The organism is Nitrincola alkalisediminis (assembly GCF_009821115.1).
Lineage (GTDB): Bacteria > Pseudomonadota > Gammaproteobacteria > Pseudomonadales > Balneatricaceae > Nitrincola > Nitrincola alkalisediminis.
Genome location: NZ_VYTY01000006.1, coordinates 235,340 through 255,643, shown reverse-complemented (window position 1 = coordinate 255,643; position 20,304 = coordinate 235,340). Strand labels below are relative to the sequence as shown.

Genomic DNA, 20,304 nt, shown 5'->3' with positions numbered 1-20,304 from the left:
AAAAACGTACATCTAAATGAATTCACATATAGGTTGCTTGTTTTTGATTAAGCTTTAATGCCTAACCTGAACAAGCGCCCACACGCATTACCTGATTAATTTTTTAAAGAGCGTCTTGGGCAACTCGGTGTTTTGAGTCGTCTCAAGCGAGGTGCGTATTCTACCGAACCCCTCGTCAGTGTCAAGCTTTATTTTCAAGAATTTTTAAATCATTTTCTCGAAACATCTACCTGAAAAACCACCAACCACTTCTTAATCTGCATTTGAATCAAACACTTAAAAAGAAGCCCCGCTTCAGTGACTTTCCCCCGGAAGGGCTTATCTCTCAAGCGAGGCGCGAATATTAAAGAGGTTTTTGGGAGAGGTCAACTACTTTTTAAATTTTTATTTAAAACTCTCGTTATTTAGACAAATACCTCTTACGCCTTAACACCCATAGCACTGGACCAGACAAGGCATAAACCACAAACAACAACCACAGAAAAACGGGCGGGCTAATTGATATCACGGCGATAGCCAGCACAATGGCCGCCAATATAACAAAAGGAACTTTACCTTTTAGATCAACATCCTTAAAGCTGTAGTACAACACATTACTTACCATCAGCACGCCAGCCAAGCCTACATAAGCCGCAATAATCACTGAAAAATCCTCAGCTGAAAATTCAAAGACCGTGCATACCCATATAAGCCCGGCAACCGCTGCAGCTGCAGCAGGGCTTGGCAAACCAATAAAGTAACGTTTATCAACAGAACCTATTTGCGTATTAAATCGCGCCAACCTCAGCGCGGTCCCAGCCACATAAATGAACGCTGCAAACCAACCCAACTTACCCAGATCATCCAAGGCCCAAGTAAAGGCAACCAATGCGGGTGCAACTCCAAAAGAAACCATATCCGCTAACGAATCATACTCAGCACCGAATGCACTCTGCGTATTTGTCATGCGCGCAACACGCCCATCCAAGCCATCAAAGAGCATTGCCACAAATATCGCAATGGCAGCTGCTTCAAATTGGCCATTCATCGATGCTATAACGGCATAAAAACCAGAAAAAAGGGCGCCCGTTGTAAATAAATTTGGCAATAGATACACCCCTTTAGGAGGGCGCGCCTTTTCTTGCTCACAACCAGCAGCTAACAACTCATCTTCCTGCTCTGGCTTTTTGTGGTTGTCTGTCATATACATCCTGCTATTTACATGAAATTTAAATGCATTCTACTTCAGTTAATCACAAACACTCAAACTGTGTCTGCTCGACACTCTAATCTTAGCAAAACACATAAAAATGATCGTGCCCGCGCAAGTTTTCCGAACTCTCTATTAACGCGCCCAACTGGAAACAACCCCAATTTTATGTTGATTTTGACTTAACCAGACATCCGCTTGCATCCTTCCTCGATCGCGCAAACTTTCAAGGAAGCTCTTTCGAGTATCAAATTTTGAAATTGATTCCATAGAGACCAACAATTCGTCGGGCTCAATGAGATGAAAACGCGCTTGCCGCCAGCGCTTCTCTTCTTTACCTAGCAGCCAAGGCACTTGCTTAAGATGGTCAATATGCTCCATCGCATCAGAGATTTCTCCGACAAATGACGATTGGAACATGATTTCATGCATTCTCTCTTGAATCGCCTTAGCTGTAACAGGCACATCATTGCGCACCAGCGGTTGCAACAAGATAATCAGCAGATCAGCCGTCGAGGTATCTCTTATCAACGAACGAATCATTGGATTGGCCGAGAACCCGCCATCCCAGAAATAGTCGCCGTTTATTTCAACCGCCTTATGAAGGGTCGGCAAACACGCCGAAGCCAGTAAGCATTCGACTTGTAATTCATGCTCTCGGAAAACTCTAGCGCCCCCTGTTTGCACATGCGTTGCAGCGATATAGAGTTTTATCTCTTTTTGCGAGCGTATCCGCTCAAAATCCACTTGGGATTCCAACAAGTCTTTAAGTGGATTTATATCAAAGGGATTAAGGTCATAAGGCGATAAATGCTGACTCAAATTTCGCCACCATTCAACGTGCTTGGGCTGAGTTAGCAAGTCTGGAGTAGCTATACCATACCAAAACTGACTCAGCTTTTCTCTCGCACCGACGGCACCACCTTCCAACCAACCCTGCACCAATGCGATTGCATTCATCGCACCGGCACTGGTTCCACTAATACTGTCGAAGCACAGCAATTCCATTTCAAGTAATCGATCCAGAACACCCCAAGTAAAAGCACCGTGGGCACCTCCACCCTGCAATGCCATGTTCAATTTAATCGCTTGCATATGCTCCCTCCATTGAGTTGGTAACACCTCAAGACTAACGCCTTTACCCCTCACAGCCTAGATATACTTTTACTCTGGCTATAAAAAAACCCGCAAATGCGGGTTTTTTTATAGCTGAATCGCAATTAGTTCTTAGACTTATCAACCAATTGGTTCGCTGTAATCCAAGGCATCATTTCACGTAACTTACCACCAACCTGCTCGATTGGATGAGCGGCATTATTACGACGACGTGCAGTCATAGAAGGATAGTTGGTCGCACCTTCTGAAATGAACATTTTAGCGTATTCACCATTCTGGATACGCTTCAAAGCATTACGCATAGCTTCACGTGATTGCTCATTAATGACTTCAGGACCCGTTACATACTCACCATACTCTGCATTGTTAGAGATGGAGTAGTTCATGTTAGCGATACCGCCTTCGTACATGAGGTCAACGATCAATTTCAGCTCATGCAGACACTCAAAATACGCCATTTCTGGAGCATAGCCAGCTTCAACCAGGGTTTCAAAGCCCATTTTAACCAACTCAACGCAACCACCGCACAGTACAGCTTGCTCACCAAATAAATCGGTTTCTGTCTCGTCTTTAAAGGTCGTTTCGATGATACCTGTTCTACCACCACCTACACCTGCGGCATAAGACAGTGCAACGTTCTTCGCATTACCGGATGCATCTTGGAAAATCGCAACCAGATCAGGAATACCGCCACCCTTAACAAACTCAGAACGCACAGTATGACCTGGCGCTTTCGGCGCAATCATGATTACGTCTAAATCTTTACGCGGCTCTACTTGGTTGTAATGAATAGAGAAGCCATGCGCAAATGCAAGCGTCGCACCCTGCTTGATATTCGGCTCAATTTCAGCTTTGTACAACTGACCTTGGAATTCATCAGGCGTCAAAATCATGACCAGATCTGCTGCCGCAACAGCCGCTGGAACATCAGCAACTTTTAAGCCTGCAGCTTCTGCTTTAGCACGTGAAGACGAGCCTGGACGTAAGCCAACAGTTACATCAACACCGGAGTCTTTTAGGTTGCACGCATGTGCATGACCTTGTGATCCATAACCAATGATCGATACTTTTTTACCTTGAATAATCGAAAGATCACAATCTTTATCGTAATACACTTTCATGTCTGACAGCCTGTAGTAAACATTAATGGGGGTTACACTCTGTGTGTAATGCGCCTACTTTAATCCAAGTTCCTTGTTGCGTAAAATGATATATTTGCAACACTATGTTTCATTATACGAGATAATTAATATGGATACGCGAAGCTTAAGCCACTTCCTGATGCTTGCAGACACCTTACATTTCCATCGCAGCAGCAGCGCCTGCCATGTCAGCCCCTCAACTTTGAGCCGAACGATTAAGCAACTCGAAGACGAACTGGGGGTTGCGTTGTTTATTCGAGATAATCGTAGCGTCTCTTTAACTCCTGAGGGTAAGCGACTTCAAACTTACGCGCGTGAATCCTTGCTTCAATGGGAAAGCTTACGTGCATCCCTACAATCCGATTCCCGAGACCTACAAGGGGAACTCAGCATTTATTGCTCTGTAACCGCAAGCTATAGTTTTTTATACGATATTTTAAGTGATTTCAGACGCGAACACCCTCGAATCGAAATAAAACTCCATACTGGCGATCCAGCTGAATCCATTCAACGGATAAAATCAGGGGATGAAGACATTGCGATTGGGGCAAAACCCGATCACGTACCGCAAGACATTGCCTTTCGCCCAATCACAACCTCTCCTCTGGTGTTTATTGCACCGGCGACAGCGACCCATTTCAACCTACCCACTCAATCTCATGCAATTGACACAGAATGGTGCTCGGTCCCGATGATTGTGTCTGAAGCAGGCCTAGCCCGTAAGCGCAGCGATCTATGGTTCCGCAACCTAGGTGTAAAGCCGTTAATTTATGCGCAAGTGGCAGGAAATGAAGCCATCGTCAGCATGGTTAGTCTAGGCTTTGGCATTGGCGTTGTTCCCTTAATTGTATTGGAAAACAGCCCTCTCGCATCAAAGGTACAATTATTAGAGGTTCAACCCGCACTCGATCCTTTTGAAGTCGGTATGTTCGCTCTAGAGAAAAAACTAAAACACCCACTTATCCAAGCCTTTTGGTCGCTATCCGCAAAACGAAAGGGTATTCTGCCCTCTCCGAATAAACCCTAATTTTTATCAGGACTTAATCGCATCATGACCGCTGACATGATTTTTGTTTTTACCTTATTAGGTGTCACCATCGCTTTGTTTTTGAGTAACAAAATACGAATGGACACCATTGCATTACTTGTCGTTATTGTCCTCGCTCTGTCTGGAATCATTACGCCCTCAGAAGCCGTTTCGGGATTCGGGAATTCAGTTGTCATCATGATTGCTGGCTTATTTGTCATAGGCGAGGGGCTTTTCAAAACAGGAGTGGCGGCCAGTGCAGGCAATTGGTTATTAAAGGTCGGCGGCGATAGTGAACAACGCTTATTACTCTTTTTGTTACCCGTCGTGGCACTGCTCTCTGCTTTTATGAGTTCGACTGGTGCTGTCGCATTACTCATCCCAGTTGTGTTAAGTATGGCTCGCAAATCGGGGATGCAACCCTCTCGCTTGTTGATGCCTCTAGCATTTGCTGCATTAATTGGCGGCATGTTAACCCTCATTGGCACACCACCCAATATCATTGTGAGCGCACAAATGCGTGAGGCAGGCTTTGAACCCTTTGGTTTCTTTTCATTTACGCCGATTGGATTGGCGATTTTAATTGTCGGGACAGTGTATTTAGTGTTTGTAGCTCGACATCTATTGCCTAAAACCGAAATTCGAGACCCGGATAACAGCCACCCAAGCCTTATAGAGTTTTCTGAACGCTATGCAACCCACCACCAACTCCACAAACTGATTATTCAACCCGAGAGCCAACTGGCCTTTCACACACTCGCCGATTTGGGTCTGAGATCAGAGTATGAAGTGACGGTTGTTGGTATTCAACGCAAAGGCACTTGGCTTTCCAGCCTAATGCCCGTTTTAGCCAACACTCAGATGAGGCATTTGGATATCCTCTGGGCGTATGGTGATGAAGCAAACATCCATCGCCTTTGCCAAGCTCTTCATTTAAGATCACTTGATTTTCATGACGCCGAGCTGGCCAAAGTAAACGAAACCTTCGGGCTAGCGGAGGTCTTACTGCCTCCGTCATCGACGTTAATCAACCTTTCCTTAAAAGACTGCCGCTTCCGTGAAAAGCACAATTTGAGTGTGATTGGGGTAAGGCGAAATCGAACACCTTTAAATACAGAATTTTCGCATACTAAATTGGAGACAGGAGACACGCTGCTTCTTGCGGGTAGCTGGCAACACATTCAACAACTGGAGCAACATCGAGACTTTGTGATTCTCGAAACACCCGCTGAGATGCAAGAAATTCCGGCAACGGCTGAGAAGGCCCCCATCGCGCTTATTATCACCCTAGGGCTGTTAATCACCATGACGTTTGGTTTTATTGCCAATATCACGGCTATTCTAATCGCCGCACTTTTAATGATTTTAACCAAATGCCTGAGTTTAAATGATGCTTACAAGTCACTGAATGCAAGCAGCTTGGTCCTAATTGCAGGCATGCTACCTCTCGCCTTGGCAATGGAGAAAAGCGGAGCTCTGAGCTATGTCGTTAATCTCTTGGCCAACGAATATGGACATGCGAGTCCTCTGATGCTGTGCGCTGGCTTCTTTTTATTAACATCACTACTGAGTCAATTTATATCCAACACCGCCACCACGGTTTTGATTGCACCAATTGCACTGACGGTTGCACAAATGCTGGGAATTCAACCGGAGCCGTTTATGATTACGGTCGCGATTGCGGCATCAACCGCCTTCGCCACTCCCATTGCCTCTCCTGTGAATACCTTGGTTGTCGAACCTGGACAGTATCGATTTGCGGATTTCGCCAAGGTGGGCATCCCTCTTCAGCTCATCGCACTGTTGATTACACTTATTTTACTTCCGATTTTCTTCCCCTTCTGAAGTCTGAACACATAAAAAAACCCGCAGAGTGCTGATCACTCTGCGGGCTTAATCATTGCACGTCTTTAAAATCAGACCGCTAAAACTTTTTCGCCCCTAGAAATACCGGAGACACCTGAACGTACCACTTCCATAATGCAGGTATTACCCAAAGACGTAATAAAGGCATCGAGCTTTTCACTTGATCCCACTAACTGCACTGTGTAGGTATTCGGCGTGATATCTATGATCTGACCACGGAAAATATCAGCCGTACGCTTAATTTCTGCACGCATCTGACCATTTGCCTTGAACTTAATCATCATAAGCTCACGCTCAATATGATCACCCTCGGACAAATCAACCACTTTGACCACATCAATGAGCTTATTAAGCTGCTTAGTGATCTGCTCAATGACACGATCGTCGCCAATCGTTGTCACAGTTAAGCGTGAAAGGGTCTCATCTTCTGTCGGTGCAACGGTCAAAGATTCAATATTGAAGTTACGCTGAGAAAACAGGCCAACAACACGTGACAAAGCACCCGGCTCGTTTTCCATCAAAACTGAAATTATATGTCTCATGATCAGGTTCTCTCCGTCTTACTCAGCCACATATCACGCATAGAACCTCTAGGTACCTGCATGGGATACACATGTTCGAACGGATCTACCATAATATCCATAAAGACTAGGCGATCTTTCATCGCAAAGGCTTCACGCATTGCGCTTTCAAGCTCTGAGTACTTAGTGACTTTTATACCAACATGACCATAGGACTCAACCAGTTTGACAAAATCAGGCAGCGAGTTCATGTAGGATTGTGAGTGACGAGACTCGTAGTTCATGTCCTGCCATTGACGCACCATTCCTAAGGATTGGTTGTTCAGACATATAATTTTGACCGGAATATCATATTGCTTACAGGTCGAAAGCTCTTGAATATTCATTTGAATACTGCCTTCACCCGTTACACAGACGACTTCCTCGTTCGGGAAGTTCATTTTTACACCCATGGCGGCTGGCAAACCAAAGCCCATCGTACCGAGACCGCCGGAGTTAATCCAACGATTAGGTTTGTTGTACTTATAGTATTGAGCAGCGAACATTTGGTGCTGCCCTACGTCCGAACAGACATAGGCGTCCCCTTCTGTCACTTTACAGAGCATTTCAATGACCTGCTGCGGCTTCATCAGCTCGGAGTCGTCTGTACGATAACGACCGCCGTGACGAGCACGCCACTCATCAATCTGCTTCCACCAGGCAGCAATCGCCTCTGCATCTGGACGCTTCTTGCTTTCTTTAACCAACTGGATCATATCATCCAATACCACTTTTGCAGGCCCTACAATTGGAACATCTGCTTGAATGGTTTTAGAGATGGAGGCGGGGTCAATATCGATATGCACGATCCGCGCCGTCGGGCAGAACTTATCCACACCATTCGTCACGCGATCATCAAATCGAGCACCAACAGCAAGAATCAAGTCACTGTGATGCATCGCCATATTGGCTTCGTATGACCCATGCATACCTAGCATACCGACAAACTGGCCGTCCGTACCCGGGAAGCCACCCAATCCCATTAGCGTATTGGTCACTGGATAGTTCAGCAGATGAGCCAACTCAATCAACTCACGGCTCGCATCACCCATGATGACACCGCCGCCGGTGTAAATCATTGGGCGCTTAGCCGCTAGCAGCATATCAACGGCTTTACGAATTTGACCAGAATGTCCTTTTGTCACAGGGCTGTAAGAACGCAGCTTAACGGACTTTGGATACTCATACGGAAAACGCTCTGTCGGAGCTGTCATGTCCTTCGGAATATCAATCACCACAGGCCCTGGACGACCTGTCTGCGCGATATAGAAGGCTTTCTTAATAATGCTTGGAATATCTTCAGCACGCGTAACACTAAAGTTATGCTTAACGATAGGACGAGAAATACCGAGCATATCCGTTTCTTGGAAAGCATCTTCGCCGATCAGAAAGCTCATGACCTGACCGGTAATCACCACCATCGGAATTGAATCCATATAAGCGGTTGCGATCCCCGTCACAGCATTGGTTGCACCTGGTCCTGACGTCACTAACGCGACACCTGCTTTACCTGTTGCACGCGCATAGGCATCGGCCATATGCGTTGCAGCTTGCTCGTGACGCACTAGAACATGCTCGACTTCATTCTGCTGAAACAGTGCATCATACACATGCAGCAGTGCTCCGCCTGGATATCCGTAGATGTACTTAACGCCCTCATCTCTGAGCGCACGTACGACCATTTCTGCGCCTGATAGTAATTCCACAATCGTTTCCTCTACTCAGCACCGATCTCATGTCGGTAGTAAACAGTTAATGTTCTGTATGCGGCGCTGACAAGAAAAAGGATCTCTCGCTCTGCCAGACCTGTCTGAGATATAAGCTGGGTATTGCTTAAACTGCCATCACCGTGGGATTTCCTCATGGGCGATGACAAAAAATTAGATTTTCCCAAATAGCCCGCTATTTTGTCATCGAGTCAAGAGACTATCAACTACTAAACTCATAAGTTTTTAGTCTAAAGCGAATGCGTAATAACCCTTATCACAAGCTCTGTTTAATTTTGCATGAAAAGTCTAAGCTGTAGCACTATACTGACAACTGATTCTTTTGGGGACTTTCGGCATGAGTAACATTACAGAGATTAAAAACAAAGAACGTGTGATCAATGAGTTAATGCGCTTTATTCGCAAGGTTCTTGCAGATCCAAGCATTTGTGAAGTGGCGCTTTCGGTTGCCAGAAAACACATTGATAAAAAAGACGCGGATCACTTGATTGCAGAAGAGCTGTCGTCGCTGACAAGCGTCAAAATTCCAGTCGAGTTTAATGAAGCAGACAAGCTTTTTTTACATGTATTGAAAGAAGTCGTTAGAGACGAGCAAGCGCTTTATTAAGAAGTACTTTGTATTTTCCATCTATTACAGAGTCGGCCATCGTATGTGGCCGATTCACGTGCAATAGCGATTTTAGACTCGTTGTTCTGGATCGCTTACTCACCTATACCCGTCGTAAAGAGTGCATCCTCATATTACCGTCCTGGGAGAATAAATGAACGTTGCCATTATGGGAGCCGGTGCTGTTGGTTGTTATTATGGTGCTATGCTTGCTTTGGCAGGGCATCGAGTGGTTTTAATCGGACGCACACCCCTTGTAGAAGCCGTCTCGACACAGGGCCTGATCCTCGAAAAGGAAGGCAAGCGTTTAGTCACGCAGGTTGAGGCCAGTACCGACCCATCGGTTGTTGCAGATGCTGATTGGATTTTAGTCTGTGTAAAATCGGGTGATACCGAGCAGGCAGGACGCGCAATTGCGCCATATATCCCAGCACCTTGTCGTGTGTTCAGCTTACAGAACGGTGTATCCAATGCCGAAACACTCGTCAGAGTTCTAGGGCGTCCTGTCACACCCGTGGTGGTCTATGTTGCCAGCCGGATGAACGGTGCAGGCGTAGTGCGCCATGAAGGCCGAGGCGATCTCGAACTGTCAGGCCAAGATTCACAGGAAATTGCCGCCCTTCTTAACGTCTGCCATATTCAAACACATGTTTCGGGTGATGTAATGAGCGCGCTCTGGGCCAAACTTGTGATTAATTGTGCCGTGAATCCACTCTCGGCCATCACGGGATTACCCTACGGTAAACTGGTGACGCTAGACGGCATACCGCAACTGATGGAAGATATTGCACATGAGGCACTAAGCGTTGCTCGCGCTGAAGGTGTGTCGGTGCCAGCCAGTGTCTTCGAAACGATTCGCACCCTTCCAATCACCATGCCCGAACAATATTCATCAACAGCACAAGATCTGATGAACGGCAAACCAACGGAAATCGATTTTCTGAATGGTGAAATTGTTCGACGAGCACACGCACATGGTATTCATGTTCCAATCAATCGCACACTGACGTTGCTGGTAAAAAGTGCTGAGGCCAAGGGTAAAGACCAGGTTTCAACAATCGGCAACACAAGCTTGCTCAGATAAAACCTCACTCCCCGACCCAAACACTCACCTCCGCATGCGCCGAAGCATCCTGTTTCAACAAATCAACCATTGCAGACACTCCCGGTTTAAGGACGGCTTCCAAGTTCCACGGTGGATTAATAATGAGCATTCCACTGCCGTACATCCCCTGTTCAGATGGCTGCTTCACATGCAACTCAGACAAAAGCATATTCCGGATACCCGTGCGTCTGAGATCCTCTAGCATAAAGCGCCAGCGGTTCGCCGGTAATAATGGATACCAAATTGCGTAAGTCCCTATTGGCCAACGCTTGTACGCCATGGTGATAAAACGAACAACCTGTTCGTATTCTTCTTTCACTTCGTAGGAAGGGTCAATCAATACTAAACCGCGATTGGGTTTGGGGGGCAATAAAGACAAGACGCCTTCATACCCGTCACGATGGTGTACAGACACACGCGGATCTCTGCGAAAATGATGTTTGAGGACGTTAACTTCGTTAGGGTGCAGCTCCATCAAGTGCAACTTGTCGGCCTCACGCGCCATGTAGGCCGCGATTGCAGGCGAGCCGGGATAGGATAGCAACTCATCGCCATTACACTGTTTTACGCACTCGAAGTAGGCTTGCAAACTCTCATTCACTGAAGGCTGCGTCCAGAGCTTTGCGATACCCTCCTTGAATTCCAGTGTCTTAAGGGCTTGATCATCCGCTAGATCATACGCCGCTTTACCGGAGTGAGTCTCAAGATAGCTCCAAGGTTTTTCCTTCCGGTTCAAGGACGTCAACAAGGCAACCAAGGTATGATGCTTATGCACATCCGCGAAATTACCCGCGTGAAAACCATGAAGATAACTTAGCATTACAGACGCCTCAGACAATCAAAAGGCGAATTTTACGTTTCTATTGACTGGATAGCAAAACTTGTCAAAAGAGGATCACAGCACCCTCTGATAGGGTTTAACCCTCCTTATGACGCTTTAAAACCAACAGATCATGAAACAAGTGTTTTTTGTGAAAATAAAAGAGGGAGCTGATATCAAGCCTTCCCCACAAGTCGTATCGCAAGACTCATGGGGAAAAGCGAGGTGTACGCAATACATTTATTTGAACGAGAATTGCTCGTTTTCAACCTCCACTTGAATCGTTGCGCCGGGCAAGTAAGCGCCCGATAAAATTTTCTGTGCCAGCGGGTTTTCAATCCATTGTTGAATTGCTCTTTTTAGTGGCCGCGCCCCATAAACAGGTTCAAAGCCGACATCCACCAATTTATTTAACGCAGCCTCTGTTAAATGAATCGAGAGGTCTTTTTCAGCGAGGCGTTTGTGTAAACGTTCTAACTGAATCTTCGCGATTCCCGCGACTTGCTCTTTGCGCAAGCTATGGAAAACAACCACCTCATCAATACGATTGATCACTTCGGGTCGGAAATGATTTCCCACCACTTCCATCACCGCCTGCTTCATCAATTGATAATCGTCATCGTCACTAAAGCCCTGAATCAGGTCAGACCCTAGATTCGATGTCATAACAACGATGGTGTTTCGGAAGTCGACCGTCCGTCCTTGCCCATCGGTTAAACGTCCATCATCTAAGACTTGCAGCAATATATTGAATACATCTGGATGCGCCTTTTCAACTTCATCGAGCAGCAACACCGAATAAGGCTTGCGTCGCACCGCTTCAGTCAAATAACCGCCTTCCTCATAGCCGACATAGCCTGGAGGTGCGCCAATTAAGCGAGCGACCGAATGTTTCTCCATAAACTCGGACATATCAATACGAACCAACGCATCCTCTGTATCAAAGAGGAAGCCTGCTAACGCTTTACAGAGTTCTGTTTTCCCGACACCCGTTGGGCCTAAAAACAAGAAGCTACCACTGGGACGAGCCGGATCAGAGAGACCTGCTCGTGAACGCCTAACAGCATTTGCAACCGCAATCACGGCTTCATCCTGTCCCACAACGCGTCCGTGTAGAGCATCTTCCATGCGTAACAGCTTGTCGCGCTCCCCTTCCAACATTTTACTGATGGGAATGCCCGTCCAACGCGAAACGACCTCTGCGACCTCTTCTTCTGTTACCTTATTCCGTAAGAGTTGCGTTGTCTGTGCGCTGTGCTCCACTTGACTGGCCATTTTCAACTGCTTTTCGAGCTCGGGGATACGGCCGTACTGCAACTCTGCCATTTTCGCAAGATCACCGGCACGGCTGGCTTGTTCCATTTCCACTCGAGCTTGATCCAACTGCTCTTTAACACTTTGTGATCCTTGCAGGCTGGCTTTTTCAGCCTTCCACACCTCTTCTAGATCTGAAAACTCTTTTTCTAGCTTGCTGATCGTCTGTTGCAGTTCTTGCAAGCGTTTCTGGGATGCCTCATCCTTCTCTTTTTTCAACGCCTCGCGCTCCATTTTGAGCTGGATTAAGCGTCGTTCGAGACGATCCATTTCTTCTGGCTTAGAGTCCATTTCCATACGGATACGTGAACCCGCTTCGTCGATAAGGTCGATGGCCTTATCTGGCAACTGACGATCTGTAATGTAACGCTGACTTAGCTTAGCCGCTGCAACAATTGCGGAGTCTGTGATATCAACACCATGGTGAATTTCGTAGCGCTCTTTAAGGCCGCGTAAGATTGCAATGGTGTCTTCCTCTGTAGGTTCATCCACGATAACTTTCTGGAAGCGACGCTCTAACGCAGCATCCTTTTCAACGTATTGACGATACTCATCTAGCGTTGTCGCACCAACACAATGCAACTCACCACGCGCGAGTGCGGGCTTCAGCATATTGCCCGCATCCATTGAGCCTTCGCCCTTACCCGCCCCCACCATGGTATGCAACTCGTCAATGAATAAAATAATTTGACCTTCTTGTTTACTCAATTCATTCAAAACGGCTTTGAGACGCTCTTCAAACTCACCTCGAAACTTCGCGCCTGCAATCAGGGCACCCATGTCTAATGACAGTACGCGTTTGTGCTTCAAGCCCTCGGGCACTTCACCGTTAACAATGCGTTGCGCCAAACCTTCGACAATGGCGGTTTTACCCACTCCAGGCTCCCCGATCAGAACCGGGTTGTTTTTAGTGCGGCGTTGCAAAACTTGGATCGTGCGCCGAATTTCGTCATCACGGCCAATCACTGGGTCCAATTTGCCAGACTCCGCACGCTCGGTTAAATCCACACAGTATTTATCCAGAGCCTGACGATTTTGTTCGACATTGGGGTCCATGACTGCAGCCCCTCCGCGCATATTGTTAATAGCGGCCAAGAGTTTTTCACGATCCACGCCTGCCTCTTTCAACACCCGCGAGGTATCGCCCTTGTCTTCCAGCATGGACAAAAGCACAAGCTCGCTGGCCACGTACTCATCACCGCGTTGCTGGGCCATCTTGTCGGTTAAATTAAAAAGTCGAACCAGATTTTGTGAGGCACGGATATCGCCATCCGGGTTTTTAACCTGCGGCAGCTTATCCAGTGCTTCAGCTATTTTGCGCGTTAACTGAGGCAACTGAGCGCCCGCTTGGCTCAGCAATGGACGAATAGAACCATCACGCTGCTCAAGAAAGGCAACGAGCAGGTGAATCGGTTCTATGTAGTTGTGATCTTTACCAACAGCGATGGATTGTGCGTCGGATAACGCTTCTTGTAACTTTGATGTAAACTTATCGGGTCTCATTGCCCACTCCTTTAATTCATTATGGATACCCGAAACACACAGACAGGTATCAGATAGTGAATTAAATGGGGCTAATATGATCGCAATTCAAGTGGTGATTATTTAATCAGCCTTCAATCCAGATCAAACTGGCCATACGTCCAGTCTCGCCATCTCGGCGATAGGAATAGAAGTTTTCGTGGTCGGTAAACGTACAAAAGTGACCGCCGTAAACATACTTCACTCCTGCCGCATGTAAACGGATTCGTGCCAGTTCATAGATATCGGCCAACCATTTTTGATGGTCAGTAGGAGAGATAGCAAACGCACGCTTTGCTTGTGGGTGTTGTTCACAAAAGCATTGATACACTTCATCACCCACTTCGAATGCCATCGGACCAATGGCAGGGCCCAACCAAGCCACAACCTGCTTGGGATCATCAAAGATAGACAAGGTATTCTCGAGGACGCCAGCTGCCAAGCCTCGCCATCCTGCATGAGCAGCTGCAACACGCGTCGCGGCCCGGTCACAGAATAGTACAGGCAAGCAGTCCGCCGTCATAATCGCACAGGCCTCTCCGGGTTGGTTTGACCATACTGCATCTGCTTGACACTCTGGGCCCGATGCTTTGACTAGATTGATACCATGCACCTGCTCTAGCCAACGTATGGGCTGTGTTAACCCCGTCACTTGCTGAAGAATTTTTCGATTTTCCAGCACGGCCGCAGGGTCATCGCCCACATGAAGGCCTAAGTTAAACCCCGCATAGACACCTTCACTCACACCGTCATAGCGCGTCGTTGTAAAGGCGTGAATACGAGGGCTTACATCCCAATCTGCTCGTATCAGTTTCATAGCTCATAGTCATAGGTTTGAGCATCGTCTTTTAACACGGCTAACAAACGTTGGAAGTCATCCGGAAGATCGACCTCCCAACTCATTTGCTGACCCGTTTCAGGATGCCAGAGTTCAAGTTTTTTCGCATGCAAAGCCTGTCGACGAAAATGCTTAAGTACGTCTTGCATCTCTTCGCTTGCACCTTTGGGAAGACGGAAACGACCACCGTATAATGGGTCACCCACTAAAGGATAGTTGATATGAGACATATGCACACGAATTTGATGCGTCCGTCCTGTTTCTAACTTTAGACGTATATGCGTGTGCGCTCTAAATTTTTCTAAAACACGATAATGTGTAATAGCTTCCTTACCAACGCCCACAACGGCCATTTTCAGACGATTGCGCGAATGACGTGCCATTGGCTCATCAACACACCCCCCTCCGGTCATGACACCGTGCGTCACGGCTTCATATTCGCGTCCCATGCTGCGGTCTTGTAACTGCGTCACTAAGTCGGTTTGTGCGGCAATGGTTTTAGCGATTACCATCAACCCCGTAGTCTCACGATCCAAACGATGGACAATACCCGCTCGCGGCACATGTGCGATTTCAGGACAATGGTGCAAAAGGGCATTCAACAGAGTGCCATCAGCATTTCCCGCGCCCGGATGGACAACTAAACCACTGGGTTTGTTGATGACCAGTATGTGTTCATCTTCAAAGACTATGTTCAAAGGGATGGATTCAGCGGCATGGCGTTCATTCGCTTCAATTACCACCGATACTCGAATTGTCTCGCCGCCGTTCAGCTTATCCCGTGGGCGTTTAACTTCGCCGTCAACCAGCAATGTGCCCTCTTTGATCCAGCCCTGCAAGCGCGAGCGTGAATAGTCAGGAAAAAGTTGCGAAACCGCCTGATCCAATCGCAGTCCAAACATTTCGGCAGGAACCTGACACACTAACTCAATTGCTTCTGACATCTATTTTAATCTTATGTAAACGGATATTTTGGGTTGGCTTCCGGTTGTGTTTTAATAGGCCGGAAAATATAGTGTCTCAGTATACCCGAATCCGGTAAAAAGTACCGAATTCACAACACATCTCAGGATATAGCAATATGCAATTTGTCAAAGTGATTTGCGCTCTGATCATCCTTAGTATGCTTTCGGCTTGCTCATGGTTTGGTCGAGACAAAACCATCCCCGACATCCCAGAGCAAGTCATCTACAACGATGCCATGAGCGCACTGGATGCCCAAAACTTTTCACTGGCCATTGAAAAACTTCAATTGCTTGAGGCTCGTTATCCCTTCGGTCGCTTCTCGGAGCAAGCCCAGCTCGAATTAATTTATGCTTACTTCCGCAATAATGAGCCCGCCGCTTCGCGCTCAGCGGCAGACCGCTTTATTCGACTGCACCCGAATCACGATAACATCGACTATGCTTACTACATGAAAGGCTTAACGTCGTTTGAAGAAGACCGTTCATTCTTGGCACGCTTTCTTCCTCTTGATGAGACGCAGCGAGACCCAGGAGCCGCCCTCGACTCGTTCGAAAGCTTCTCGGTTTTACTCAACCGTTACCCAGACAGTGAATACGCACCGGATACACAGCGCCGTATGCAGTATTTAAAAAACCGCTTGGCTACCTACGAAATCCATGTTGCTAGCTTTTACATGAAGCGTGAAGCCTGGGTCGCAGCCGCCAATCGTGGACGCTATGTGGTTGAGAACTTCCAAGAAACGCCTGCCGTACCCGATGCACTGGCCATCATGGCGGAAGCCTATACCAAACTGGGTTTGGATGACTTAGCAAAAACGGCCATTGATGTACTGAGCCTCAACTATCCAGACTATATCATTCGTCCTTTCGCGCCTCAAAACTTTGACTTGCTGTATACAGCAACCTTTGGTCTGATGGGATCAATTGAGCCCGCTGTTCCAGCTCGCCCTGTTAACCCAGAGAGAGCCAGAGCCATGCGAGTTGATGGAAGTATGCAACCTGAAGGAGGCAGTCAAACTGGTGGCCGCTCATGGTTGAACCGTATTACCTTTGGTACGTTTGGTGATGACGGACGTGTAGGCGAGCCAACACAATAAATCGTAGATTGACTGAATAACGCCTTAGCTCGACTTCACACATGAGAGAAGTCGAGTTAAGGCGTTTTTGTTTACACCTAAAGAGCTAGGCTCACAGACAAGGGATGTATTGAAGGCAGCTTAAAACTCGACTCTCGTAACACTTAAATGATATGTTACGTTATAACAGTTTCAATCTTTCTACGAGGAGCCCCTATGAAACGCCCATTCATTCAATCCAGCCTTCTAGTCACAGGCCTGAGCATGTCTTGGTTTGCGCTCGCCCATCAATCTCATTCACACTCAGCGCACCCAGATCATGACCATGCCGCTTTACACGCGCACGTGCACGGTGAGGCCACTCTCGATGTGGTATTTGAAGGCAATATGCTGCTTGCAAGCTTAGAGGCACCGGCAGCCGATATTGTTGGCTTCGAGCATCTGGCGACGGATTCAGAGAGCCAAGCCAAAGTTCGCAATGCTGAAGCACAATTGAAATTGGCCGAGACCCTTTGGGCACTCCCATCGGCCGCCGCCTGCGAATTGAAAGACGTCAGCGTCAACCACGAGTTACTGGCAACATCGGACCACGATCACGATCACAAACATGATCACCATAAGCATCATGATCACACACACGGTGCAGATCACAAACATGACCATGACCATGACCATGACCATGACCAGAGCCAGCATAGTGATATTCAAGTAGAGTACAATTTTTTCTGCGAACATCCGGAACATTTACAGGCCGTTTCCATCCAACTCTTTACGTCGTTTCCATCCTTGCACAACATCAGCGTACAAATGATTACGCCACAAGGTCAGAAAGGACTTACCTTAAGCCCAACACAACCAAGGCTAACGTTTAACGAATGACACAACCCTGTTCTGTATCGCTTAACCAGCTCGTTTTTTCGTGGAAAAAAACCCACACACTGCTGAACATTGACTCGCTCACCTTGCACAAAGGTGAGCAGGTCTTTGTACAAGGCCCCTCAGGCAGCGGTAAAAGCACGCTACTAAACCTCCTAGGTGGTGTGCTTTTGCCTCATTCTGGCGAGATTTCACTCCTCGATACGCCGTTATCAACGCTGAGTCAACGCAAACGTGATCGCTTTCGTGCTGATCACATCGGTGTGCTGTTCCAACAATTTAACCTACTACCCTACTTGAGCGTTGCTGACAATTTGCTTTTGCCTTGCCAGTTTTCTAAGCTAAGACGCGAACGCACCCTTAAGGAATACGGCAGCTTGAGCGCAGGCGCACATGCACTGCTCGAAGCACTGGATCTAGCCGACTATATTCATCACCCTCGCCCCGTTTCCCAGCTGTCCATTGGTCAACAGCAACGCGTTGCGGCGGCTCGAGCATTAATCGGAGCTCCTGAAATCTTGCTAGCAGATGAGCCAACATCGGCACTGGATGCAGACACTCGCCATCGATTTATGAACTTACTGTTACAACAAAGTCGTCAACACAACACCACGCTTATTTTTGTCAGCCACGACTTAGAATTACGTCACCCTTTTGACCGAGTCATCGATTTAAAAACGCTCAACCCAGCCTACAGAGTGAACTGACCTATGCTCAAGCTTGCTTTACTCAGCATCTGGAACAGACGCGGCACGATTTTTTTAACGCTCCTGACCCTGTCCATAAGCGTCACGCTCTTGATGGGTGTGGAAAAGCTACGGCATGATACTCAACAGAGTTTTTTCAATACAGTATCAGGAACCGATCTGATTGTCGGTGCGCGCAGTGGATCACTCCCTCTCCTTTTGTACTCGGTGTTTGGCATTGGACAACCCACCAACAATATTCGCTGGAGTTCATATCAACAAATTGCCTCACAAGAGGCTGTTGCCTGGACCATTCCGATTACCCTCGGTGACTCGCATCAAGGCTTCAAGGTTATTGGCACCGAAAACAGCTTTTATGAACATTTTAAATTTGGACGCCAACAGTCACTCTCAATGGCTGAAGGGCACTTCTTTGACGACCTTTTTGACGTTGTCCTAGGGGCGGAGGTAGCCAGAGCCTTGGGTTATGACCTAGGTGATTCCGTTGTGATTGCACATGGATTGGGTCGAGGTAGTTTTGCTCAACATCAAGACAAGCCGTTTAAAGTCGCTGGTATTCTCAATGCAACCGGTACTCCAATTGACCGCAATCTGTTTATCAGCTTGGCGGCTTGGGAGGCGATTCACATTGACTGGAGGGCTGGTACACGCATCCCCGGCATGAACTTGGATGCAGAGACAGTTCGGACGCGTGATCTCACCCCAAAAGAACTGACGGCCTTCATGGTAGGGCTTAAATCCCCCATGGCAACGTTCCATATGCAACGTGCCATCAACACCTATCGAACAGAACCACTTCAGGCAATTCTGCCAGGTGTTGCGTTGCAAGAGCTCTGGCAGGTTCTGTCCATCGCCGAAAAATCCCTATTAATCGTTTCGGCCTGTGTCATTTTTGCAAGTCTCACAGGGATGTTGGGTATACTGCTCACCAGCCTGAACGAGCGCCGACGCGAGCTGGCTATATTGCGGGCGGTCGGTGCAGGCCCCCTTCGAATCATGGCGTTATTGCTCAGTGAGTCGGTATTTTTAACCCTGCTCGCCTCGGCACTCGGCGTAGGCATGATGTATCTGCTGGTTTTTTGTTTTCAAGATTGGATTGCACTTGAATACGGAGTCTTCTTGACGCTTAATGGCCTCACTCCTGACCAGTTTCGCTTATTGCTGTGGATTCAGCTCGCAGGATTGATCACGGGACTGATTCCAGCCATTAAGGCCTATTACTACACATTAATTGATGGCCTAACGCCAAAAATATAATCGAGACAGAACATCATGCGCTTTTGGATATTGATGATATTGCTGATTCCACTGGCTTTTCCCTATGCCACGGCCCAAACACCTAGTGAGACAAGCGCAACGGAGCTGATGTGGGACGATCTCATGCCTGAGGACTATACACTCAGTTTATATGACCTATTTGGTGAAAGTGCAAACACCTTTGACTCGCTCGATAGCTTGGATGACTTCAGCCCCGAAGCGGAAGCACTCATGGATCGGATGCTGCAGGTTTTGGCATCAGCGCCTGTCCGAGAAGAACTAGACGGTCAAATCATCCGCATTCCTGGGTTTGTTGTACCCTTAGAAGCCGATATGAATCGGGTAACGCGTTTCTTTCTCGTACCCTATTTCGGGGCTTGCATTCATGTTCCACCTCCGCCCTCAAACCAAATCATTAATGTTCACTTTGAACCGGGCACACGGGTCGACAGTCTGTATGATGCCATATGGATCGAAGGACGCTTGAGCACAGAAACGTTTAATCATGAGATGGGAACATCAGGCTATACGGTTGAAGCCGTTATCATTGAGCCGTATGACTTTGATGAAGCAGAGGAAGGCGAATGGTAA

At 47.4% G+C, this 20,304-nt stretch carries 18 protein-coding genes; 9 read left to right on the top strand and 9 right to left on the bottom strand.

Annotated elements, in window-relative coordinates; translation table 11 throughout:
- Positions 1–400 precede the first annotated feature (400 nt).
- From pssA to ilvC, 3 genes are all read right to left on the bottom strand, one after another.
- A complete protein-coding gene (gene pssA / locus F5971_RS11535) occupies positions 401–1,183 on the bottom strand; it encodes a CDP-diacylglycerol--serine O-phosphatidyltransferase (protein WP_193495019.1) in 783 nt (260 codons plus the stop codon).
- A gap of 141 nt (positions 1,184–1,324) precedes the next feature.
- On the bottom strand, positions 1,325–2,284 hold the full coding sequence (locus F5971_RS11530) for a patatin-like phospholipase family protein (protein WP_036512161.1): 960 nt from the start codon (positions 2,282–2,284) through the stop codon (positions 1,325–1,327).
- A 125-nt stretch (positions 2,285–2,409) separates the two neighbouring features.
- Positions 2,410–3,426 (bottom strand): ketol-acid reductoisomerase, encoded by a 1,017-nt coding sequence (gene ilvC, locus F5971_RS11525; protein WP_036512158.1) that lies wholly within the window; start codon positions 3,424–3,426, stop codon positions 2,410–2,412.
- 130 nt (positions 3,427–3,556) lie between these two features.
- Here ilvC and ilvY point away from each other — a divergent pair, with 130 nt between their 5' ends.
- Positions 3,557–4,474, top strand: a complete 918-nt coding sequence (gene ilvY / locus F5971_RS11520) for an HTH-type transcriptional activator IlvY (RefSeq protein WP_051514492.1) — start codon at positions 3,557–3,559, stop codon at positions 4,472–4,474.
- Positions 4,475–4,498: 24 nt separating this feature from the next.
- On the top strand, positions 4,499–6,319 hold the full coding sequence (locus F5971_RS11515; protein ID WP_036512156.1) for an SLC13 family permease: 1,821 nt from the start codon (positions 4,499–4,501) through the stop codon (positions 6,317–6,319).
- A gap of 71 nt (positions 6,320–6,390) precedes the next feature.
- Here the strand turns inward: F5971_RS11515 and ilvN are convergent, their stop codons facing one another.
- Together ilvN and F5971_RS11505 are read right to left on the bottom strand one after the other, a co-directional pair.
- Positions 6,391–6,882: an acetolactate synthase small subunit gene (gene ilvN / locus F5971_RS11510; RefSeq protein WP_036512153.1), complete on the bottom strand. Its 492-nt coding sequence runs from the start codon at positions 6,880–6,882 to the stop codon at positions 6,391–6,393.
- 2 nt (positions 6,883–6,884) lie between these two features.
- Complete coding sequence (locus F5971_RS11505; protein WP_036512150.1) at positions 6,885–8,606, bottom strand: acetolactate synthase 3 large subunit; 1,722 nt, start codon at positions 8,604–8,606, stop codon at positions 6,885–6,887.
- Between the two features lie 358 nt (positions 8,607–8,964).
- Between F5971_RS11505 and F5971_RS11500 the strand changes: the two genes are divergently transcribed.
- Together F5971_RS11500 and F5971_RS11495 are read left to right on the top strand one after the other, a co-directional pair.
- Entirely contained in the window at positions 8,965–9,234 is a 270-nt protein-coding gene (locus F5971_RS11500) for a hypothetical protein (RefSeq protein WP_036512148.1), read from the top strand.
- Positions 9,235–9,388: 154 nt separating this feature from the next.
- Positions 9,389–10,318: a ketopantoate reductase family protein gene (locus F5971_RS11495; RefSeq protein ID WP_193495018.1), complete on the top strand. Its 930-nt coding sequence runs from the start codon at positions 9,389–9,391 to the stop codon at positions 10,316–10,318.
- A gap of 4 nt (positions 10,319–10,322) precedes the next feature.
- Here F5971_RS11495 and F5971_RS11490 read toward each other — a convergent pair whose 3' ends face one another.
- From F5971_RS11490 to rluD, 4 genes are all read right to left on the bottom strand, one after another.
- The gene (locus F5971_RS11490) at positions 10,323–11,159 is read right to left on the bottom strand and encodes a 23S rRNA (adenine(2030)-N(6))-methyltransferase RlmJ (RefSeq protein WP_193495017.1); all 837 of its coding nucleotides are present in this window, start codon (positions 11,157–11,159) and stop codon (positions 10,323–10,325) included.
- A gap of 240 nt (positions 11,160–11,399) precedes the next feature.
- Positions 11,400–13,976, bottom strand: a complete 2,577-nt coding sequence (gene clpB / locus F5971_RS11485; protein ID WP_193495016.1) for an ATP-dependent chaperone ClpB — start codon at positions 13,974–13,976, stop codon at positions 11,400–11,402.
- A gap of 106 nt (positions 13,977–14,082) precedes the next feature.
- Positions 14,083–14,811, bottom strand: a complete 729-nt coding sequence (gene pgeF / locus F5971_RS11480; RefSeq protein WP_036512141.1) for a peptidoglycan editing factor PgeF — start codon at positions 14,809–14,811, stop codon at positions 14,083–14,085.
- A complete protein-coding gene (rluD, locus tag F5971_RS11475; protein WP_036512139.1) occupies positions 14,808–15,776 on the bottom strand; it encodes a 23S rRNA pseudouridine(1911/1915/1917) synthase RluD in 969 nt (322 codons plus the stop codon). Before rluD ends, pgeF begins: the two co-directional genes overlap by 4 nt.
- A gap of 137 nt (positions 15,777–15,913) precedes the next feature.
- On the opposite strand from rluD, the gene F5971_RS11470 reads away from it, so the two are divergent.
- The 5 genes from F5971_RS11470 to F5971_RS11450 all read left to right on the top strand — a co-directional run bounded on the left by F5971_RS11470 (position 15,914) and on the right by F5971_RS11450 (position 20,304).
- A complete protein-coding gene (locus tag F5971_RS11470; protein WP_193495015.1) occupies positions 15,914–16,894 on the top strand; it encodes an outer membrane protein assembly factor BamD in 981 nt (326 codons plus the stop codon).
- A 195-nt stretch (positions 16,895–17,089) separates the two neighbouring features.
- On the top strand, positions 17,090–17,752 hold the full coding sequence (locus F5971_RS11465) for a DUF2796 domain-containing protein (protein ID WP_193495014.1): 663 nt from the start codon (positions 17,090–17,092) through the stop codon (positions 17,750–17,752).
- Entirely contained in the window at positions 17,749–18,456 is a 708-nt protein-coding gene (locus tag F5971_RS11460) for an ABC transporter ATP-binding protein (RefSeq protein WP_193495013.1), read from the top strand. The genes F5971_RS11465 and F5971_RS11460 overlap by 4 nt, the downstream gene beginning before the upstream one ends.
- Positions 18,457–18,459: 3 nt before the next feature.
- Positions 18,460–19,713: an ABC transporter permease gene (locus tag F5971_RS11455; protein WP_193495012.1), complete on the top strand. Its 1,254-nt coding sequence runs from the start codon at positions 18,460–18,462 to the stop codon at positions 19,711–19,713.
- A gap of 15 nt (positions 19,714–19,728) precedes the next feature.
- On the top strand, positions 19,729–20,304 hold the full coding sequence (locus F5971_RS11450; protein ID WP_036512134.1) for a DUF3299 domain-containing protein: 576 nt from the start codon (positions 19,729–19,731) through the stop codon (positions 20,302–20,304).

What these genes read in the sequence shown, in the direction of transcription:
- ilvY (WP_051514492.1), top strand. Translation starts at nt 3,557, where the DNA reads ATGGATACGCGAAGCTTAAGCCACTTCCTGATGCTTGCAGACACCTTA.
- F5971_RS11455 (WP_193495012.1), top strand. Translation starts at nt 18,460, where the DNA reads ATGCTCAAGCTTGCTTTACTCAGCATCTGGAACAGACGCGGCACGATT.
- pgeF (WP_036512141.1), bottom strand. Translation starts at nt 14,811, where the DNA reads ATGAAACTGATACGAGCAGATTGGGATGTAAGCCCTCGTATTCACGCC.
- F5971_RS11460 (WP_193495013.1), top strand. Translation starts at nt 17,749, where the DNA reads ATGACACAACCCTGTTCTGTATCGCTTAACCAGCTCGTTTTTTCGTGG.
- F5971_RS11470 (WP_193495015.1), top strand. Translation starts at nt 15,914, where the DNA reads ATGCAATTTGTCAAAGTGATTTGCGCTCTGATCATCCTTAGTATGCTT.
- clpB (WP_193495016.1), bottom strand. Translation starts at nt 13,976, where the DNA reads ATGAGACCCGATAAGTTTACATCAAAGTTACAAGAAGCGTTATCCGAC.
- F5971_RS11490 (WP_193495017.1), bottom strand. Translation starts at nt 11,159, where the DNA reads ATGCTAAGTTATCTTCATGGTTTTCACGCGGGTAATTTCGCGGATGTG.
- F5971_RS11530 (WP_036512161.1), bottom strand. Translation starts at nt 2,284, where the DNA reads ATGCAAGCGATTAAATTGAACATGGCATTGCAGGGTGGAGGTGCCCAC.
- F5971_RS11450 (WP_036512134.1), top strand. Translation starts at nt 19,729, where the DNA reads ATGCGCTTTTGGATATTGATGATATTGCTGATTCCACTGGCTTTTCCC.
- ilvN (WP_036512153.1), bottom strand. Translation starts at nt 6,882, where the DNA reads ATGAGACATATAATTTCAGTTTTGATGGAAAACGAGCCGGGTGCTTTG.
- F5971_RS11465 (WP_193495014.1), top strand. Translation starts at nt 17,090, where the DNA reads ATGAAACGCCCATTCATTCAATCCAGCCTTCTAGTCACAGGCCTGAGC.
- F5971_RS11495 (WP_193495018.1), top strand. Translation starts at nt 9,389, where the DNA reads ATGAACGTTGCCATTATGGGAGCCGGTGCTGTTGGTTGTTATTATGGT.
- F5971_RS11515 (WP_036512156.1), top strand. Translation starts at nt 4,499, where the DNA reads ATGACCGCTGACATGATTTTTGTTTTTACCTTATTAGGTGTCACCATC.
- F5971_RS11500 (WP_036512148.1), top strand. Translation starts at nt 8,965, where the DNA reads ATGAGTAACATTACAGAGATTAAAAACAAAGAACGTGTGATCAATGAG.
- rluD (WP_036512139.1), bottom strand. Translation starts at nt 15,776, where the DNA reads ATGTCAGAAGCAATTGAGTTAGTGTGTCAGGTTCCTGCCGAAATGTTT.
- pssA (WP_193495019.1), bottom strand. Translation starts at nt 1,183, where the DNA reads ATGACAGACAACCACAAAAAGCCAGAGCAGGAAGATGAGTTGTTAGCT.
- ilvC (WP_036512158.1), bottom strand. Translation starts at nt 3,426, where the DNA reads ATGAAAGTGTATTACGATAAAGATTGTGATCTTTCGATTATTCAAGGT.